The organism is Amphritea atlantica (assembly GCF_900111095.1).
Taxonomy (GTDB): domain Bacteria; phylum Pseudomonadota; class Gammaproteobacteria; order Pseudomonadales; family Balneatricaceae; genus Amphritea; species Amphritea atlantica.
In genome coordinates this window covers 545452-565625 of sequence record NZ_FOGB01000002.1, presented here as the reverse complement: position 1 = coordinate 565625, position 20174 = coordinate 545452, and the positions used below count along the sequence as shown (strand labels likewise).

The window sequence follows — 20174 nt, the reverse complement described above, 5'->3', positions numbered from 1 at the left end:
TTAAAACCATCGCCGCCTTTGCTGGAGTTGGTCTTAATGGTGCTGCGGGTTTTATGTTCCGGCAGTTTGTACGGCGGACGGTTAAGGCCGTGATACACCCGACCAATCACTAGCGGTTTGTCCGGGTCGCCTTCGAGGAAATCAACAATCACCTCTTCGCCGATACGGGGAATAAACATGCCACCAAAGCTACCACCGGCATGTGACTGACTGACCCGGATCCAGCAGGAGCTGGTCTCATTACCCTGGCCTTCGCGATCCCAGTGGAACTGAACCTTAATGCGGCCATGCTCATCGGTGTAGATCTCTTCGCCCTCGGGACCAGTGACCGTCGCGGTCTGGGTGCCTTCCACATGGGGGGACTTTACTTCCGTCGTTGGACGGAATGGCACCTCGAAGGGAACACAGAGATAGCTGTTGCTGTATTGGCTGCCTTCGGTGGATGCTCCCTCTTCCAGCACCTGAGGCTGAGCACATTCATGCTCAACCCGCGCAATCAGATACTCACTATTGAGTGCATCCCGGTCGTGCCCGGTGAGTTCGAAACTGTAGCCCGGTGTCATCCGGTTAACATCGCTGCTGCCCCTGGCCATTTGACGGTAACGGTTGAGGGATTCCAACCGGATCAGGGCGTTATTATTGCCCCGGCCTGAATCGATAAAACGGCCCGGGTGGTCATAGATCTCCAGCGGCACATCCAGCTCGCCCGATTTCGCGGATTCCAGTTTGAGGTTGGGCTTTTTAAAATCAAAATCCCGCAGAGTCACTTTTCCCGGGACAATTGATTCGCTGTAGCTGAAGCTGAAGATATGCTGTTCACGCACCGCCCCCTGACTGTCGTGAAAACAGTCCAGTAGCGGATCACCACTGATGGCGGGGTTGGAGCCGGAGGTATCGCTGAACACCAGCACATGGCCTTCGTCGCTGTGTTCGAAGTAGTAGTGAATCCCCTCTTCAGCCAGCAGCCGCTGAATGAAGTCCAGCTCGGTTTCCCGGTACTGCACGCAGTAGTCATAATCGGGATAGCTTTTGAGCAGATCAAAACGGAACTCATCGGTACTCAGCCCGGCATCGGTGAGAATGGTCTGAATGATGGTCTGGACATTCTGAAACTGGAAGATCCGGCTGTTCTGCCGATGCTGCAGTGCCCAGATTTTAGGCACCAGGCGGATATGATAGGTGCTCTGGTTAACCCCCTGATCACCGAGACTCACTTCAGAGACCATGCCGTGGATATAGCGGGTGAGATCCTCACTGCCATCGGTCTGATCCAACAGGGTGACGAATGCGGGCTGGCCGATCAGCGTAGCGAAATCGATATCGCCATCGTCTGAAACCACTTCGATGGCAAACTCAAACAGCGCCGAAATCTCCTCGGCACCGTTAAGCCGCACCAGACTGAACAGGTCCGAATCGTCTGTATTCTGTAGCTGAAAGAAAAAGCGTTCTTCGTTGGCGTTAAGAAACATCGTTAAATCCTTTTAACGGAGAGGGGCTTCCAGGCCCCTGTCGGTAAACTATATAGGTGTTATTTTATACAGCAAGTTGCATGCCGTACAGGCTATTTACCAATTCAGATCAGTAAATCCTCGCAACATCTGGATCTCTTCTGCCCAGATCGTCTCATCGATAGTTTCCAGCACCAGCGGAATACCGCGAAAACGGTCGTCGGACATGATAAAGCGGAACACTTCCAGACCGATCTCGCCCATCCCCAGACTATGGTGGCGGTCTTTACGGCTGTCGAACGCCGTTTTGGAGTCATTCAGGTGCATCCCTTTGAGATAGTCAAAACCGACAATCCGTTCAAACTCAGCGAAGGTCTGCTCGCAGTCAGCCCGGTCACGCAGGTCGTAACCCGAAGCAAAAGTGTGGCAGGTATCGAGGCAAACAGCGACCCGGCTTTTGTCTTCCACCCCAGCGATAATATGGGCCAGATGTTCGAAGCGACAGCCCAGATTACTGCCCTGACCGGCGGTATTCTCGATCACGGCGGTCACGCCAGTGGTTTTATCCAGGGCGATATTGATCGATTCAGCGATGGTGTTAAGGCAGGTCTCCTCATCCACCTTGCGCAGATGACTGCCGGGGTGAAAGTTGAGGTAGCACAAACCCAGCTGTTCACAGCGCTGCAGTTCGTCAATAAACGCGGCCCGGGATTTTTCTAACGCCTCAGGTTCCGGATGCCCCAGATTGATCAGATAGCTGTCATGGGGGAGGATCTGTTCAGGCGCAAAGCCTAAGCGTTCACAGCTATCACGAAACTTAGTGATATTGCCTTTGGTAAGAGGCTTTGCCTCCCAGCGACGCTGGTTTTTAGTAAACAGGGCAAATGCATTGGCACCGAGTTTAGCAGCGTTGAGCGGGGCATTTTCAACCCCGCCGCTAGCGCTGACATGGGCACCGACAAAATAATTCAAAAAAGCGCGACTCACAGCTTGCAGGCACCGCCAAGACAATCATCAAAGTCCATACTTTCCAGTTCAGCACGCTCTGCCTGTGCGGTTTTAATACGACTGAACATCAGCGCTTCAGCACTGCCATCATCGCTAACACCGGCCTTCTCAAATACAGCAACCAGGGTGTTCAGTTCGTCCAGGGTAAAATCATTCATGGTGTAATTCTCTTAAAAAAATAGCTCTTCATCAAAAATAGCTGCCAGATCAGAGAGGCAGCAGGTGGTCAATCATCAGTTGCAGGCTGCGTTGCCCGCGAAACTCATTTACGTCGAGTCGATAAACAGCGCGAACCCGCTGAATGGAATCATTGGGCCAGAGTGTAGTATCCGCATTAAAGTGGATCGCATCAATGGCGATACCGCTGGCGGGTTCCATCAGCACCAATTTCAGGTGCCGCTGGCCGACGATCCGTTGCTGCAACAGGGAGAACTCGCCATCAAACAAAGGTTCTGGAAACTGATGTCCCCAGGGACCAGACTCACGCAGTAGTTCAGCCATCTCCATCGACAACTCAGCACCGGATAAACAACCATCGGTCAGCACCGCATGCTGCAACTGTTCAGCGCTCAGCTGACGCCGCACCTCGGCATCAAACGCCTGTTGAAACAACCCCAGATTGTCGGCTGCGATGGTCATACCGGCAGCCATCGCATGGCCGCCAAACTTCTTCAACAGCTCTGGATGTTTCGCCGCCACCGCATCCAGTCCATCACGGATATGAAATCCGGGGACCGAGCGTGCAGAACCTTTCAGTTCACCCGCATCACCCATGGCAAAGGCTACCACCGGGCGGTTAAGCTTCTCTTTAATTCTCGATGCCAGGATACCGATAACGCCCTGGTGCCAGTCCGGATCGTAGAGACAAAGCCCAAAAGGCAATGCCCCCTCGGCGTCCAGCTGCAACTCATCCAGCAATGCCACCGCCTGCTGCTGCATCTCCTGCTCGATCCCCCGGCGCTCCTGATTCAGGGTGTCCAGCTGCAGCGCCAGTTTCTGAGCCCGATCGGAATCATTGGTCAGCAAACATTCGATACCGATCGACATATCGTCCAGACGGCCCGCAGCATTCAAACGCGGCGCCAGGGCAAAGCCAAGATCCGTTGCGCTGAGGCGGCTGCGCTGACGACCGCTAATATCAATCAGCGCCATAATGCCCGGCCGGGCTTTGCCCGAGCGGATGCGTTGTAATCCCTGATAGACCAGGGTGCGGTTATTCTGTTCCAGCGGCACAACATCGGCGACCGTCCCCAGCGCCACCAGATCCAGCAGCGATGCCAGATTGGGTTTAGCAAGGCCTCGCTGTTCAAACCAGTTCAGCTCTTCCAACGCCCGGCGCAATGCCGTCATCACATAGAAGATGACTCCCACGCCACAGGTGGATTTCTCGCTGAAGTCACAACCCGGCTGATTCGGGTTTACAATGGCACAGGCATCCGGTAACTGATCCCCGGGCAGATGGTGGTCGGTAATCAATACATCGATGCCCAACGCATTCGCTTCAGCGACACCGCTGACACTGGAGATGCCGTTATCCACGGTGATAATCAGGTCCGGCTGTTGCTGTGCCGCCACCCTGACGATCTCCGGACTAAGGCCATAACCAAACTCAAACCGGTTGGGCACCAGATAGCTGACCCGGTTGGCCCCCATCATGCCCAGCCCCAGTACAGCCAGCGCAGTACTGGTAGCACCATCGCAATCAAAGTCGCCAATAATCAGGATATGCTGATCCTGCTGCAACGCCAGAAGCAGTCGTTTGACCGCCTGAGCCAGGCCGAGCATATCCCGGCCGGTTTGCAGCTGTTGCAGGCTGCGTCCCAGAGCCTCAGCATCATCCAGGCCGCGACTGGCGTAAATACGTGCCAGCAATGGGTGCACCTGACTGAAGACTTTACTGTTCGGGTCGGCCTCGCGGCGACGGATGATGAGTTCACTCATTCAGACTGATATCCAGATTCGCGGAAGGGAACAGCTCATCGGTTTTATCGGTCACATAGTAAGCGCCCAGACCGATCCATTCTCGCACCCCGATAGACAGCTCATACAGATTACGGCCAAGGTCAGCCCGCCAGCTGTTCAGCCCGGCAGGTTTTGAGTAATAATCAACAGGATAGGGGATTACATTCCAACCCTGGCCACGAAAGATGCCCACTGAACGCGGCATATGAAACGCAGAGGTCACCAGCAACCAGCCCCGCGGATCAGCATAATCGGCACCCGGCGGCAAAACGCCCTGACTATAGATGGCATTTTCGAAGGTGTTGCGGGAATCCCGTTCAAAGATAACCTGTTTATCTAACTGCTGTTGCTGCAACCAGGTTTGCTGCACATCGGCACCGCGAAACTCAGGCTTACGTACCGAGCCTGAACCACCGGTAAGAATAACCGGAACATCGGTATAACGCTGCATCAGCGGCAACATCAGCATATCCCGTTCCGCCGCCATATTAAACTGGGGCTGGTTCCAGATTGAACTTAACTCTGCTTCCTCTGCGCCCCCCAAGACGATAATGCCGGCAATTTCATCCGGCAACACCTGCGGTGGAGCGAAGCGCTTTTCCAGCGGCTGCAGCAGCAGATCGCCGACCGGATAGAAGGTAATCAGCAACAGACAGAATGCCACCGCCGAAGAGAGTGCCCGCCAGCCCTTAAACAACGCAATCACCAGTATCAGAATCAGCAGATTGCCTGGATTGGCTAACACCCAGAAACCTTTCGACAACAGAAAAAACAGGTCCATGCTTATTATCCCCCAATAAAAAGCCCGTTAAAGCCTGAGACTCTAACGGGCTATTATCAAAGCAGCAAGTAATTACTTTTCGTGGACGTTATCTGCAACAAACTGCTGCACTGTTGCCAGTTGATTGGGCAACACGGTAAACCGCTCTTCACGCTCAAACAGATCCGCCATATGGGTCGGCAGCTGAGGTGATTCGAGGCCTGCTTTCAGCACGGCTTCTGGGAATTTAACCGGATGCGCAGTGGACAGCACAATCATCGGCACACTGGCATCGCGATTACATTCACGACCGGCAGCAACGCCGATGGCGGTATGCGGATCCAGCAGGTAACCGGTCTCAGCGGCCACTTTAGCGATCACTTCACAGGTCGCCTCGTCATCGCAGGCATAGCTATCGAACAGTTCACGCACCGCTTCCCAGCGCGCTTGATCCAACTGCACAGGCTGCGTTTTAAACTTAGCCATCAGTTCACTGATCGCTGCACCATCACGGCCGTAAACATCGAACAGCAGACGCTCAAAGTTAGACGACACCATGATATCCATTGACGGAGACAGGGTATGCACCAGCTCACCCTTACTCATATCGTTGCCAGAGATAACCCGGTGCAGGATATCGTTCTTATTCGTAGCCACCACCAGTTGACTGATCGGCAGACCCATCTGCTTTGCCAGATAGCCAGCAAAAATATCGCCAAAATTACCGGTCGGCACAGAGAATGCCACTTCACGGTGTGGTCCACCGACCGCCAGGGAGGCGGAGAAGTAGTAAACGATCTGGGACATAATACGCGCCCAGTTGATCGAGTTCACTGCACCCAGCTTACGCCCGCCGAGAAAATCCTGGTTGGCAAAACTGTCTTTAACCATCTCCTGACAATCATCGAAGTTACCTTCCAGAGCGATATTGAAGACATTATCTTCAAGAATCGTGGTCATCTGCTTACGCTGGACTTCAGACACCCGGTTGTAAGGGTGCAGAATAAAGATATCCAGATGGTCACTGTGGCGACAGCCCTCAATCGCGGCAGAACCGGTATCTCCGGAGGTCGCTCCCATAATCACCAGACGTTCCTGACGCTTGCTCAGGGCATAATCCATCAGCCGCCCAAGAAGTTGCAGGGCAAAGTCTTTAAATGCCAGCGTCGGGCCGTGAAACAGTTCCAGCACCCACTCATTGGTACCCAGCTCTTTCAACGGCGCTACGGCGATGTGGTTAAAGCCAGCATAGGTATCATCGATCATCTGTTTCAGATCGTTGTCTTCCACACAGTCAGCAACAAACGGCTTGATAATGTTGTATGCCAACTCGTTGTAAGGCAGACCCGCCCAGGAGGCGATCTCCTCTTGACTGAATGTTGGCAGAACTTCCGGCACATAGAGGCCACCATCGCTGGCCAGACCGGCCAGCAGTACTTCTTCAAAATTCAGTGCGGGGGCCTGACCCCGGGTAGAGATATATTTCACTGTCTAAATTCCTGCTCTTGCGGTTGCCTTACAGATGTTCAACACGGATACGGGTAACCGGTTCATTCACGTCAGCCAGCGCTTCAATCTGAGCAATCGCCGCATTCATCCGCTTCTCTTCAACATCCTGAGTCAGAATGATGATCGGTACCTGCTGCTGATGGGTTTCTTTCTGCACGATTGCATCAATGCTGATCTCAGCCTCGCTCAGAATTGACGCGACCTTAGCCAGAACACCGGGCTTCTCATTAACGGTCAGACGCAGATAATAGCCACTGACAATCGCATCAACCGGCAAAATCGGCAGGGCAGACAGGCTGCCAGGCTGGAACGCCAGATGCGGCACACGGTTATCCCGGTCTGCGGTCAGGGTGCGAACCACATCAACAATATCCGCCACCACCGCTGAGGCGGTAGGCTCTGCGCCAGCACCGGCACCGTAATACATGGTCTGACCGACAGCATCGCCATCCACCAGCACCGCGTTCATGACGCCATGCACATTCGCCAGCAGTGCTTTCTCCGGAATCATGGTGGGGTGAACCCGCAGTTCAATACCCGCCTCAGTGCGACGACTGATACCCAGATGTTTAATACGGTAACCCAGCTCCTCGGCATACTGCACATCTTCGGCGGTGATATTGCTGATCCCTTCGGTATAAGCTTTATCGAACTGCAGCGGAATACCAAAGGCGATAGACGCCAGTATAGTCAGTTTATGGGCCGCATCGATCCCCTCAACGTCGAAGGTTGGGTCGGCTTCGGCATAACCAAGCGCCTGCGCTTCAGCCAGAACATCGGCGAAGTCACGGCCTTTGTCGCGCATCTCAGTGAGGATGAAGTTACCAGTGCCGTTGATGATCCCCGCCAGCCAGTTGATTTTATTACCGGAAAGGCCTTCACGAATCGCCTTGATCACCGGAATACCACCGGCAACGGAGGCTTCAAACGCCACCATCACATTCTTTTTCTGCGCCGCTTCGAAGATCTCATTACCATGCACAGCGATCAGTGCTTTGTTGGCAGTGACAACGTGCTTACCGTTTTCGATAGCAGTCATCACAAGCTTCAGCGCGGTGTCATAGCCACCGATCAGCTCAACAACGATGTCGATTTCGGGGTTGGTGGCAATCTCAAAAATATCCCCTGTAATATGGGTACCCCAGGTGTCGCAATCGGGATTTACACGACGGGCGCCAATCGATTCTACAACGATGTTACGACCCGCACGACGGGAGATCTCTTCCGCGTTGCGTTTCAGTACATTGAACGTACCGCCACCAACGGTGCCAAGACCACAGATACCAACTTTTACAGGTTTCAAACCATTACCTCGCGCTTTTACTTTGCCATTCGAGTGGCAGACTTTTCTGCGGTTAAAAAACAGGCAGGCATTATAACGAAAACAGGGCACAAGCTCTATGCAGCGCCCGGCAGAGATTAAAAAAAACTGCGAAAAGTTTTGCCACAAAAAAGGGAGCCTGAGGCTCCCTGTTTACCAATAAAACCCAGCTGTATCAGTTCGTCACACCCAGCATTTTTGCCAGCTGAGCGGCAGGCATATATCCAGGCACCAGAGTACCATCCTGCAGCACCAGTGCGGGCGTTCCGGTGACCCCCATCTTCTGGCCCAGTTCATACTGACTCATCACCGGGCTGTTATCACAGCTCAGCGCGGGAATTGTCCGGCCGGACTTTGCCTGGGTAAACAGCTCAGCCTGATCCGCTTTATCGGCACACCAGATTGAATCCATCACCTTTTGCGTTTTAGAACCTGCACCGGCACGGGGGAACGCCAGATAACGCACCTCGATACCCTGAGCATTAATCTGTGCCATCTCTTTATGCAGCTTACGGCAATAGAAGCAGTCGGTATCGGTGAAAACCGTCATGTGAGCCTTGGTTTCCCCCTTGGCCGGAAAGATGATCATATCCTCTGGAGCAATACTTGCCAGCTGCTCTATACGACCCGCTTTTTTACCCTCTTCGGTCAGATTAACCAGACGACCATCCGCCTGAACCTTATACACCTCACCCACAATAAAGTGACTGCCGCTCTCGTTGACATACAACTTTTCGCCACTGGCCAGGGTCACTTCATAGAGGCCGGGGAACTGAGCATCGGCTACAGCTACAATGGGAACCTGGCTGTTCAGCGAACTCAGTGCGGCACGGATAGCCGCCTCCTTACTTTCATCTGCTGAGGCATTGAAACTCAGCAGTGTCATCGCTACCAGGGTAAAAAATATTTTTCGCATAATGTCCTCAACTATCCGGGCGTTGTCTGTTTGCACCCCGTTTCGGCCGCTTTAGTTTGCTAAAGCATACCTTAAAATCTGAACCCAAAAACCTTTACTGAAAAAGCGTCTGCTCTTAAGACGCCAAAAAGGCCGCTTAGTTTCCAGACTAACCGCGAAAACTGAAAATAACCTGAATGCGATCTTTAAAGTCATCCCCGGGGGTGATGCTGTTGATGCAGAGATTGTAACCGATGACGGGCAATATGCGTATAGATCTGCGTGGTTGACAGATCACTGTGTCCCAACAGCAGCTGCACCACCCGCAGGTCAGCGCCATGATTTAACAGATGAGTGGCAAAAGCATGACGCAACACATGGGGCGATGGCAGCTGTGCCACTCCTGCCGTCAGGCCGTGACGCTTAATCCTGTGCCAGAAGGTCTGACGGGTCATCTGCTGCCCCCTGCGACTGGGGAAAACCACCTCATTGCCTGAATCGCTGATCAGCGCCGGACGGGCCTCTTTAAGGTAACGCAGCAGCCAGTCGGCAGCTTCATCGCCTAACGGCACCAGACGCTCTTTATCCCCTTTACCAACAACCCGGATCACTCCCTGACGCAGATTTATCTGGGATAATTGCAACCCCACCAGTTCACTGACCCGTAAACCGGAAGAGTAGAGCATCTCCAGCATCGCCCGGTCGCGAAAGCCCAGCGCATCGCCCAGATCCGGCGCCTGCAACAGCGCTTCAACCTCGGCCTCAGTCAGACTTTTAGGCAGCGGCCTGCCCCGTTTGGGACTTTCAACCTGCAGAGTAGGGTCAACGCTTAGCACTCCCTCACGCAGCTGATAACGAAAAAAACCCCGCAAACACGACAGTAGGCGGGATGTGGAACTGGCTTTCATCCGCTGGCGAACACGCCAGTTAAGGTAACTCTGAAGATCGGTTCGGGAAGATTCCAACAGAAACAGCTGGCGACTATTAAGCCAGCAGGCATAGATAGACAGATCACGACGGTAGGAGCTGAGGGTATTCTTACTCAGCCCCTTTTCAAGCCATAAGGCATCAAGATAGTGTTCAATCAATTCTGCGTCGCGCGGAGAGGGATGCTCTGCCGTCATACGGGCATCTGTTACGGGGTTATCGCCAACAAGATCAGCATCAGACAATTGGGTAGTCACACAGGAGAGATCCTTTATCGGGCACGCGTTATCGCAACACTTTCAACCCGGAAAGCTTGGTTTTATCAATTGGATAACTTGCGCTACCCTGCCCCAGATGTTCATCAATATATAGTGTATTGCCATTGACGCTTCTGAGCGTACCTTCAACCTTACGGCCGAAATAGGTTTCCAGTTTTACCCAGCTACCCACATAGCGATCAATCTCTTCATGACTGACCGACTGATAACTCTTCTCCATCTTTTCCTGCGGCAGACCATCCCCACGAACAGCCCGACGAATAGCCTCACGCGTTGCTTCACGGCGTGATGCTTCATTGTTAACCGCTGTATCGGCCTTTGCCGCTGTTGTGGCTGCCTCCCCGCTGTCGTCACCCGCATAGGCTGCGATAACCGACAACAGTACAACTGAGCCCAGCCCGATCGATAGTCTCTTCACTGCACGAACCTAAGCGATGGTAAGTTTTGAAACTCTGCAGCCCGTGAAAAACCAGAAGCAGAAATTACATCCTGCCTGTATATTAATGCGAGTTCAACAATGTCGCCAACGCCAGACATCAAAAAAGGCAGCCGAAGCTGCCCTTTTATACTCAAACTGGTAAGCGATTACTTAGCCAGTTTCTCTTTAATACGTGCAGACTTACCGCTACGCTCACGCAGGTAGTACAGCTTAGCCTGACGCACGTCACCGCGACGTTTGACCTCAATGCTGTCTACAGTAGAGGAGAACGTCTGAAAAGTACGCTCAACACCCACACCGTGAGAGATTTTACGTACAGTGAACGCAGAGTTAACGCCACGGTTACGCTTACCAATCACAACGCCTTCAAACGCCTGCAGACGCTGACGGGTACCTTCAACTACTTTAACCTGAACAACAACGGTGTCACCCGGTGCGAATTCTGGTACTTGCTTGTTCATCTGTTCAGCTTCGATCTGCTGAATGATAGAGTTTTTGCTGCTCATAGCACGCTCCTAAATACTAACCCTGAGACGCTTTTGTCTCACGGATAAATTCGGTTAACAATGTCAGCTGCTCTTTGGTCAGTTCAAGGTCTTCCAGCAGTTCGGGACGCCGTTTCCAGGTTCGTCCAAGCTGCTGTTTCAGACGCCAGCGTCTGATCGCCTCGTGGTTACCGCTAAGCAACACATCCGGTACGGACATATCGTCGAGTTTTTCCGGTCGGGTGTAGTGCGGGCAGTCCAGCAACCCATCACTAAAGGAATCTTCTGCCGCTGAATCCTGGTGGCCAAGCACACCGGGAACCAGTCGGGATACCGCATCGATCAGCACCATTGCTGGTAACTCGCCGCCACTCAGGACAAAATCCCCTAATGACCACTCTTCATCGATCTCGGTCTCCACCAGGCGCTCATCAATACCTTCATAGCGCCCGGCTACCAGAATCAACCGCTCTGCAGCGGCCAGCTCCTTCACCCCGGCATGATCGAGTCGGCGCCCCTGCGGCGACAGGTAGATCACTCTGACCTGTTCGCCGGCAGACTGTTTCGCTGCCTGGATCGCGTCCCGCAACGGCTGCACCTTCATCAACATTCCGGGACCTCCGCCATAAGGGCGGTCGTCCACGGTTCGGTGTTTATCCCTGGTGAACTCACGAGGGTTCCAGCACTGCACATCCAGCAAGCCGTTGCGCACTGCTTTTCCGGTGACGCCGTGGCGGGTTATCGCCTCAAACATCTCCGGAAAAAGGGTTACAACACCGATCCACACCGGTTAAAACTCCGGGTCCCAATCGACCCGAATCGTACCTTCTTCAAGGTTTATCTCTTTAATCACCTGATCTGGCAGGTAGGGGATCAATCGCTCGCGGCGATCAATACTCTCAGCGTTGCCTTTGACCACCAGCACATCATTTGAACCGGTAGCGATCAGATGACTCACCTTACCCAGCTTGTCGCCGGACTCGGTTAATACTTCAAGCTTTTCCAGCTGGCTCCAGTAGAATTCACCCTCTTCCAGTTCAGGAAGCTGATCTTTCTCAATCGCAATATCAACGCCACAATACTGTCGCGCAAGATCCCGATCATCGACTCCAGCCAGCTTTGCGACCAGCCCTTTACCGTGTCGTTTACCGTCCGCAATTTTGAACGGTTTCCACTGACCATTAATGTTCAGTAGCCACGGTGAATATTCGAGGATGCTCTCCATCGGTTCGGTATGGGAATAAACTTTAACCCAGCCCTTAACACCATAAAGTGTGGTGATTCGCCCGATGGTTGTTAGATCTTCAGACGTATAGCCACTCATCACTCAAACCCGACTGATTGCTTAAATATGTTTACTTAGCTTCTTTAACCAGCTTAGCAACACGGTCAGACATTTGCGCGCCTTTAGCTACCCAGTACTCAATGCGTTCCAGGTTAATGCGCAGCTTCTCTTCCTGACCTTTAGCCAGTGGATTGAAGAAGCCAACACGCTCAATAAAACGACCATCACGCGGATTACGAGAATCAGCCACAGTCAGGTGATAAAATGGACGCTTTTTGGCGCCGCTACGAGCTAGACGAATAGTTACCATGCGTTAGGTCCCTTTATTAAGTGAGTTTTGAAATCGCTCACAGTTTACAGATAACAGCCCCATTCCGGGTTCATCAGAAACACCGACGCAGACTGCACCCATTTAAAAAACAGGGCGGCATATTACGTGAATTTGCCGCCCCTGTGAAGCTTTTTGATTATTTAATAATCACACTGCAGAAAGTTACATCCGCGGGAAGCCACCCGGGCCACCCATACCACCCGGCATCATCCCCTTCATACCGCGCATCATTTTTGCCATACCGGCTTTTGATGAAAACTTCTTCATCATTTTAGCCATCTGCTTATGCTGCTTGAGCAAACGGTTAACATCCTGAATCTGGGTACCAGAACCCATCGCGATACGTTTTTTACGGGAACCGCTGATGACATCAGGCCGTTTACGCTCATGGGGTGTCATCGAATTGATAATCGATTCAAACTGTTTAAAGCCTTTCTCCGCACTGGACAGGTTCGCCCCCTGCATGGCAGCTCCCATCTGTCCCATACCCGGCAGCTTGTCCATCAAAGACGCCATGCCACCCATATTGTTCATCTGCTGCAGCTGGTCACGGAAATCTTCCAGATCGAAGCCTTTACCTTTCTGAACCTTCTTCGCAAGGCGTTCCGCTTTCTCTTTATCTACCTTCTGTTCTACCTCTTCAATCAGAGAGAGAACATCCCCCATTCCCAGAATACGGGAGGCGATACGATCGGGATGGAAGGGTTCAAGGGCATCAACTTTCTCGCCAACACCGAGGAACTTGATCGGTTTACCGGTGATATGACGAACCGATAGTGCCGCACCACCGCGGGCATCACCATCAGTTTTTGTCAGCACCACACCGGTCAGCGGCAATACATCATTAAACGCTTTGGCGGTATTCGCGGCATCCTGACCGGTCATCGCATCGACCACGAATAACGTCTCTACCGGTTTAATCGCAGCATGCAGTGCCTTGATCTCATCCATCATATCGCTGTCGACATGCAGACGGCCGGCGGTATCGACGATCAGAACATCAAAATGCTTAATCCGGGCATGATGAATCGCGGCATTAACAATATCGATCGGTTTCTGATCGACAGAGGAGGGGAAGAACTCCACCGACACTTCCGCGGCCAGGGTTTCCAGCTGTTTAATCGCGGCCGGACGATAGACGTCAGCAGACACGACCAGAACTTTCTTTTTCTCCCGCTCACGCAGAAAACGGGAAAGCTTGGCGACCGATGTGGTCTTACCAGCACCCTGAAGACCCGCCATCATGACTACAGCAGGAGGCTGAGCGGCGAGGTTAAGGCCTTCATTGGCCTCACCCATCACTTTTTCCAGTTCCTGCTGAACGATCTTAACGAATACCTGGCCCGGACTCAGACTCTTACTGACTTCGGTGCCTACTGCCCGCTCTTTGACGTTGTTGATAAACTCTTTAACAACGGGCAGCGCTACATCCGCTTCCAGTAGCGCCATGCGCACTTCACGCAGTGTGCCTTGAATATTGTCTTCGGTCAGCTTTGCCTGACCCGTGACCGCTTTAAGCGTTTTGGCCAGACGATCCGTCAGATTCTCAAACATAGTTACGCCTTGAGGTGTTAAATCCGCTACTGCTTTTGTCAGAACCCATCGGTACTTCAGTTCTGTTACAGCAAAATAAAGTCCTGCATTATACAGCAGCAGCGCGCTTTAGGAACCATGATAATCATGGCACTCTGAGTATTCACCAGCCTCAGTCTGGCCAATCTGGCCTAATTGAGCTGGTATCAATATTTCATCACACTGATATTTATGACACACTTAGCGCCTGCACACTCTATGGAACTGATGAGTTAACCGCTAATGCACATTCTGCCCGCTATTTTCGCCATCGTATGTTATCTGATCGCTGCTGCATTACAGTGGCAGGTTGTCAGCGGGCGTAGCGTAAACAGCACGATTATCCGCCTGACCGGTTTGCTTGCGGTTATCAGCCACGGCTATTCCGCCTATCTTGATCTTCATCGTCCAACCGGTATTCATCTGGAATTTTTCAGCGCCGGCTCGCTGATCGGATGGCTGGTTGCCGCGCTGGTGCTGTTAAGTTCGTTGCGGCAAAAAATTGATAACCTCTATATCGGTATCTTTCCGCTGGCGGCTTTCGCCCTGTTTTTTACGCTGTTTGGGCTCGACTCTCCACAGGGAAAACATTACGACACCGGCCTGGTTATCCATATCCTGATCTCAATTCTGGCCTACAGCATCTTCACCCTGGCTGCGTTTCAGGCGGTGTTGCTGGCAAAACAGGAGTATCAGCTCAAACATCATATAACCAGAGGTTTGCTGCGCTCCCTGCCCCCCCTGCAAACCATGGAAACCCTGCTGTTTGAGATGATCTGGACCGGTCTGATTCTGCTGACCCTGTCACTGATCAGCGGCGCTATTGTGTTTGATGATCTGTTTGCTCAGCACCTGGTGCATAAAACCGTTCTTTCCATCCTTGCCTGGCTGCTCTATGCAACCCTGCTGATTGGCCGTCACCTGCTGGGCTGGCGCAGCCACCGGGCGATCCGCTGGACCGTGGGTGGTTTTATTGTGCTCATGCTTTCGTTCTTCGGCAGTAAGTTTGTTGTCGAGTGGCTGTTATAACCGGGCCCTGCGCGTGAAACGGTTTCACTGAAACCTTAGTATGCTTGACACTATCGGGGGTTAAACCCGACAATGACTCTCCAACTAGCAACCATAGGTTTACCGTCTTGGAAGGCGCATCGATCGAGTCCCTGTTGGGACTGCTTCTATTTCTGATTCTCTGCTCAGCTTTTTTCTCAAGTTCTGAGACCGGCATGATGTCTCTGAACCGCTATCGGCTGAGGCACCTGGTGAAAAATCGTCACCGGGGTGCGGTTAAGGCGAACAAATTGCTGAAGCGCCCGGATCGACTGATTGGCGTCATTCTCATCGGCAACAACTTCGTCAATATCCTGGCGTCGTCGATCGCTACCATCATTGCGGTTAAGCTTTGGGGAGAGGGAGGCATATTCATCGCCACCGCCGCCCTGACCATGGTTATTCTTATCTTCGCTGAAGTCACACCCAAGACCGTTGCGGCACTCCATCCGGAAAAGATCGCCTTCCCGGCCGCTTTTGTGCTTCAGCCACTGCTGAAACTGCTCTACCCTCTCGTCTGGATCGTCAATCTGATCACCAACAACCTGCTCAAACTGCTCGGCATCAAGGTCACTGCGGGCGAGCATCACCATCTCAGCACTGAAGAGCTGCGAACACTGGTAAATGAGTCCGGTGCGGTACTGCAGCAGCGCAATCAGTCAATGCTGCTGGGGGTACTGGAACTGGATGAAGTCACCGTTAACGATATTATGATCCCCCGCAACGAGGTGATCGGTATCGATATGGACAACGATCTGGAAGTTATTATTGATCAGTTAAGCAATACCGCCCACACCCGGTTGCCGGTCTACCGCGGAGAGCTGAATAAAGTGGTCGGTATCCTGCATATGCGCAATCTGGCGCAGGTATTCAGGCAGGAGTCGGTCACTAAAGCCGCGATTCTTCAGGTGATACACGAACCCTACTTTGTGCCGGAAAGCACTCCGCTGCAAACTCAGCTGCTGAACTTCCAGCAGGAAAGCCGCCGTATTGCACTGGTGGTGGATGAGTATGGTGATATTCAGGGGGTGGTTACCCTGGAAGATATTCTCGAAGAGATCGTTGGCGAAATGTCACTCAACGGCAAAGACGACAATCAGGATATTTATCCTCAGGCTGATGGCAGCTACTTTATCGATGGCACCGCCAATATCCGCGATGTTAACAAATCGCTCAACTGGAACCTGCCCACCGATGGTCCCAAAACCATTAACGGGCTGGTGATGGAGATACTGGAAGCGATTCCGGATGCCAATATCTGTATGCTGATCGGCAACTACCGGATTGAAACCCTGCAGGTCAGCGACAACCAGATCAAAACCATCCGGGCGATCGAGCAATACCGGGATTTTGAAGAGGAGGAGGAAGACTGATCAGGTCTTCTTCAGCTGTGCTTTAACGCTGTTGATCTTATCATCCATGGTTTGATCCCGATCAGTGCGGGTGCCGATACGCATACTACTGCTGATCCGCACCGCCCCCATCTCATGCACCACTTCATGACAGCGTTTCACGGCGGCAAACACCTCATCCCATTCGCCCTCAATATCAGTGCCATAAGCATGCATCTGATGTGTCAGTCCCGCATCCTGCAAAACCCGCTGGCAGGCGGTGACGTAGGCAGAAACGGAGGTGCCTACCCCCACGGGCACGACACAAAGATCGATCATCACTTTCATACTATTCTCCGGCTCAGCCCTTCCGGTCTTCCGCTTCCCGCTGTCGGATCAGCGCCCACACAGCTTTTTTCTGCTCTTCGGTTAAGACGCCCCATTCGGCAATCTCCATACCGCTTCGACGGCAGGCGACACACAGATCCTTCTCATCAAGGGCACATACGCCAATACAGGGAGAGCGGATCGGACGGGCTGGTGCAAACTCATTATTCATAGTTCAATTCTGTCGGGTTAAAAACGGGATCTATCTGATAACGCTTACCGGAGACTGTGCTCAGGCCTGATTTTCATCGGAATCCGGGCATCAAACCCGACGTTGAGCAACTCCACCAGCATATAAGCGGTCAGCCCCCAGATTATATCACCCTCATACTCATACGCGGGTACATAGTGAGTCATCCCCCGGAACCTGATTTTATCGGTGTGATGCCGATGATCATCGAGAAAAAAACTCAGCGGCACCCGGTGAATCCGGTCCAGCTCATCCAGATTCGGTATCAACTCAATATCGCTGGGTATTACGCCAACATAGGGCCTCACCTGCAGCATATGCTTCGACAACAGATCGCCCAATGAGCCAATAATTTCCACCCTGTCCGGATCAAGCCCCACCTCTTCCTGCGCTTCACGCAACGCGGTAAAAAGCAGATCAGGATCGGTATCGTCACGCTTGCCACCGGGAAAGGCGATCTCGCCGCTGTGGGTGCTCAGGTGATCACAGCGACGGGTCAGAATCACTTCCGGACCCGCTGGATTGTCGGTCAGCGCAATCAGCACACTGGCTTGCGGGCCACCATTATCAAGCGTCCTCGGGGCATATCCGACTAATCGTTGTTTCAGCTGACTTATCATGGGTATTACTGTGAACTACTTATAATCTGAAGTGGATGGTATCAGAACATCATACCGCTGGTTTAAACGAAAGTTTAGTTCTGATACATCGATTAACCGCGATTCATCTCGTTAGATGATGAGTGCGGCAGTTTGCCACGCGACAACATGTCACATTGTCACTATCGGTGTAATTGCTTATTTTCCGCGCAGACTAAATTTCTGAACGGACTCCTCTATGAATAACTATCTACCGGACTTTTCCCGCTATCATCTGACAATCATGGTGACCGCCGCACTTACCGGCACCTGCGTGCAGGCGGAAGAGAGTGATACCGAGAAAAGTGCTGCAGACGTTATCACGGTCACCGCCACCCGTACTGAGAGAACCTCAGCTGAAGTACCGGAAAGCATCTCTATTATTGATCAGAAACGGCTGGAACAGGAGAAGATGTTCAATATCGCCGATGCCCTGAAAGGCACGCCCGGCGTCCTGATTCAGTCCACCAGCGGCGGCAGCAGTTCACGACTGATTGTCCGTGGTGCCGGGCTGAAAGCACAATACGGTATCCGCGAAATCATGGTGCTGCGGGACGGAGTGCCGGTCACCGATCCTGATAGCTTTACCCGCATGGACTTTATCGATACCCAGGACATCGAGCAGATCGAGGTCAGCAAAGGTCCGGCGAATATTTATGCAACAGGATCTACCGGTGGCGCCATTCATATCATCTCCAAATCGGTGTTTGATGATCGCCGGGATCAGCTCAGACTGGGGCTTGGCGACGAGGGCACCCGTAATCTGCATCTGCGCAAATCCTGGATGACAGAGGAGGGCAACGCTCTGGCCATTACCGCCTCACACCGGGCGCAGGATAACGACTGGCGGCGCAACAACGAATATGAATCCAATCAGCTAAGTATTAAAGGAGGGATTCTGCCCAGCGATAACTCTGAACTGGAGATGGAACTGAGCATGACCCACTCCGATCTCAACCTGCCGGGCAGTATGGATGAGGCCCAGTTCGCTGAGTTTAAAAAAACCGGCAAACAGACTGACAATGATTCCGCCTTTAAAAACACCGCCCGAAACTCAGAGATCGTCTTTTTTAATAGTCGCCTGAGCGTCGATCTGGGCGACCTGACCTTCAGACCCCGGGTGTATTACAACCAGTGGAGTCACTTTCACCCGGTCACCGGCGTGATCAACGACACTGACGGCGTGGCGATATTCGGCACCGACCTTGAACTGGACTATCGTCATAACCTGATGGGGGAAGATAATCTGGTCAGTGGCGTGACCTTCCGTCAGGACCGTACCGATAACGCACGCAAATATGCCTATGCCGATATCGTCACCGCAGGCCCACGAATTATCAGAACGCTTTCAGACCGCAAAGGAGCACTGCTGGAGATAGAGGATTCAGTCAACACCGTGTACGGTGTATTTTTGCAGGAAAACCTGCGCCCGACAGACCGTCTGTTAATCGATGCGGGTTTCCGCCTGGATCAGATCAAAATAGACCAGGACACCTGGAACAGCGATACCTCTTACAACTATGGCATGGGCGGTTATCTGACCATTCCCGGCAGCGGCGGCGATAGCTCACTCACCCGTACCTTTACCCTGTTTGCCCCCCGTATCGGCAGCAGCTATAAACTGAATGATACCTTCACTCTGTTTGGCAATATCTCTCAGGGGGAACAGGTCCCCTACTCCAGCGAACTGGGCAGCAATGAAGATCTGCGCAGCGCAACCAATACCAGTGTCGAATTTGGCCTGAAAGGACGTACCCATGACTGGCAGTTTGATCTGAGCGCCTATGCCAGCACAGTGGATGACGAAATTATTCAGGTGCGTACCGATGGTGAGACGATCTACCAGAACGCGGGCCGTACTGATAAAAAAGGGATCGAATTCAGCAGCAGTGTCAATGTACTGCAGGATAGCGTGCCCGGCGAACTGCAACTGGGCTTCAACTACGCTTACAGTGATTACAAATATGATGATTTTTCGGAAGTTGTATACGTCATGGGCGTACCGACAAACTTCGACCGCTCCGGCAATCAGCTGCCCTTTATTCCCGAGCACTATTACAGTTTCAGCCTGGACTATAAACATCCGAGCGGGGTTAAACTAAGGCTGCAGGCCGACAGCTGGGGGGAGTATTACCTGGATAACGCTAACACTGAAACCTATGGTGGTTATGATTTTGTCACCAATGCCAATCTTGGCTATGAGACCGGGCCTCACACGCTCAGTCTGAATGTGCAGAACCTGTTTGATAAACGCTATGCTGTGGAGGTTAAAAAAGATACCAGTGGGGACAAATCATACTCGCCGGGTGCACCCCGCAGTGTGATGTTAAGTTATAGCTATCAGTTCTGAGATCTCTGCAG

Annotated in this window: 21 protein-coding genes; 3 read left to right on the top strand and 18 right to left on the bottom strand. The window is 52.5% G+C overall.

The window, feature by feature from the left end; translation table 11 throughout:
• The 15 genes from tssI to ffh form a co-directional block, all read right to left on the bottom strand.
• Positions 1-1469, bottom strand: a 1469-nt coding sequence (tssI, locus tag BMY09_RS05895; RefSeq protein ID WP_091355210.1) for a type VI secretion system tip protein TssI/VgrG, incomplete at its 3' end; no start/stop codon positions are given.
• 96 nt (positions 1470-1565) lie between these two features.
• Complete coding sequence (gene nfo / locus BMY09_RS05890; RefSeq protein ID WP_245756511.1) at positions 1566-2435, bottom strand: deoxyribonuclease IV; 870 nt, start codon at positions 2433-2435, stop codon at positions 1566-1568.
• The gene (locus BMY09_RS05885) at positions 2432-2614 is read right to left on the bottom strand and encodes a hypothetical protein (RefSeq protein WP_091355208.1); all 183 of its coding nucleotides are present in this window, start codon (positions 2612-2614) and stop codon (positions 2432-2434) included. Before BMY09_RS05885 ends, nfo begins: the two co-directional genes overlap by 4 nt.
• 49 nt (positions 2615-2663) lie before the next feature.
• Positions 2664-4397 carry a single-stranded-DNA-specific exonuclease RecJ gene (gene recJ / locus BMY09_RS05880; RefSeq protein ID WP_091355205.1) on the bottom strand — a complete coding sequence of 578 codons (1734 nt, stop codon included), beginning with the start codon at positions 4395-4397 and terminating at the stop codon, positions 2664-2666.
• Positions 4390-5199 (bottom strand): YdcF family protein, encoded by an 810-nt coding sequence (locus BMY09_RS05875; protein WP_091355203.1) that lies wholly within the window; start codon positions 5197-5199, stop codon positions 4390-4392. Before BMY09_RS05875 ends, recJ begins: the two co-directional genes overlap by 8 nt.
• Positions 5200-5271: 72 nt before the next feature.
• Positions 5272-6666, bottom strand: coding sequence for a threonine synthase (gene thrC / locus BMY09_RS05870; protein ID WP_091355201.1), 1395 nt, complete (start codon positions 6664-6666; stop codon positions 5272-5274).
• 28 nt (positions 6667-6694) lie between these two features.
• Positions 6695-7990, bottom strand: coding sequence for a homoserine dehydrogenase (locus tag BMY09_RS05865; protein ID WP_091355292.1), 1296 nt, complete (start codon positions 7988-7990; stop codon positions 6695-6697).
• A gap of 193 nt (positions 7991-8183) precedes the next feature.
• The gene (locus BMY09_RS05860) at positions 8184-8924 is read right to left on the bottom strand and encodes a thioredoxin fold domain-containing protein (RefSeq protein ID WP_091355194.1); all 741 of its coding nucleotides are present in this window, start codon (positions 8922-8924) and stop codon (positions 8184-8186) included.
• Between the two features lie 191 nt (positions 8925-9115).
• Positions 9116-10027, bottom strand: coding sequence for a site-specific tyrosine recombinase XerD (gene xerD, locus BMY09_RS05855; RefSeq protein ID WP_091355288.1), 912 nt, complete (start codon positions 10025-10027; stop codon positions 9116-9118).
• Positions 10028-10115: 88 nt separating this feature from the next.
• The gene (locus tag BMY09_RS05850; RefSeq protein ID WP_091355191.1) at positions 10116-10526 is read right to left on the bottom strand and encodes an LSm family protein; all 411 of its coding nucleotides are present in this window, start codon (positions 10524-10526) and stop codon (positions 10116-10118) included.
• A gap of 167 nt (positions 10527-10693) precedes the next feature.
• A complete protein-coding gene (gene rplS, locus BMY09_RS05845) occupies positions 10694-11053 on the bottom strand; it encodes a 50S ribosomal protein L19 (protein WP_091355186.1) in 360 nt (119 codons plus the stop codon).
• Between the two features lie 16 nt (positions 11054-11069).
• On the bottom strand, positions 11070-11819 hold the full coding sequence (trmD, locus tag BMY09_RS05840; protein ID WP_091355183.1) for a tRNA (guanosine(37)-N1)-methyltransferase TrmD: 750 nt from the start codon (positions 11817-11819) through the stop codon (positions 11070-11072).
• A gap of 3 nt (positions 11820-11822) precedes the next feature.
• On the bottom strand, positions 11823-12356 hold the full coding sequence (gene rimM / locus BMY09_RS05835) for a ribosome maturation factor RimM (protein ID WP_091355180.1): 534 nt from the start codon (positions 12354-12356) through the stop codon (positions 11823-11825).
• 31 nt (positions 12357-12387) lie between these two features.
• Positions 12388-12627 (bottom strand): 30S ribosomal protein S16, encoded by a 240-nt coding sequence (rpsP, locus tag BMY09_RS05830; protein WP_091355177.1) that lies wholly within the window; start codon positions 12625-12627, stop codon positions 12388-12390.
• A 183-nt stretch (positions 12628-12810) separates the two neighbouring features.
• Positions 12811-14202: a signal recognition particle protein gene (gene ffh / locus BMY09_RS05825; protein WP_091355175.1), complete on the bottom strand. Its 1392-nt coding sequence runs from the start codon at positions 14200-14202 to the stop codon at positions 12811-12813.
• Between the two features lie 261 nt (positions 14203-14463).
• Here ffh and BMY09_RS05820 point away from each other — a divergent pair, with 261 nt between their 5' ends.
• Both BMY09_RS05820 and BMY09_RS05815 read left to right on the top strand, forming a co-directional pair.
• Entirely contained in the window at positions 14464-15249 is a 786-nt protein-coding gene (locus BMY09_RS05820) for a cytochrome C assembly family protein (RefSeq protein ID WP_091355172.1), read from the top strand.
• 107 nt (positions 15250-15356) lie between these two features.
• A complete protein-coding gene (locus BMY09_RS05815) occupies positions 15357-16640 on the top strand; it encodes an HlyC/CorC family transporter (protein WP_091355169.1) in 1284 nt (427 codons plus the stop codon).
• Here BMY09_RS05815 and BMY09_RS05810 read toward each other — a convergent pair whose 3' ends face one another.
• From BMY09_RS05810 to BMY09_RS05800, 3 genes are read right to left on the bottom strand one after another with little or no spacing between them, the layout of a single operon-like run.
• A complete protein-coding gene (locus BMY09_RS05810) occupies positions 16641-16946 on the bottom strand; it encodes an MTH1187 family thiamine-binding protein (RefSeq protein ID WP_091355167.1) in 306 nt (101 codons plus the stop codon).
• 13 nt (positions 16947-16959) lie between these two features.
• Positions 16960-17157, bottom strand: a complete 198-nt coding sequence (locus tag BMY09_RS05805) for a DUF1289 domain-containing protein (protein WP_091355164.1) — start codon at positions 17155-17157, stop codon at positions 16960-16962.
• 44 nt (positions 17158-17201) lie between these two features.
• Positions 17202-17795, bottom strand: coding sequence for a CoA pyrophosphatase (locus BMY09_RS05800; protein WP_091355163.1), 594 nt, complete (start codon positions 17793-17795; stop codon positions 17202-17204).
• A 217-nt stretch (positions 17796-18012) separates the two neighbouring features.
• Here BMY09_RS05800 and BMY09_RS05795 point away from each other — a divergent pair, with 217 nt between their 5' ends.
• Complete coding sequence (locus BMY09_RS05795; RefSeq protein ID WP_091355160.1) at positions 18013-20163, top strand: TonB-dependent receptor; 2151 nt, start codon at positions 18013-18015, stop codon at positions 20161-20163.
• Positions 20164-20174: the final 11 nt, after the last annotated feature.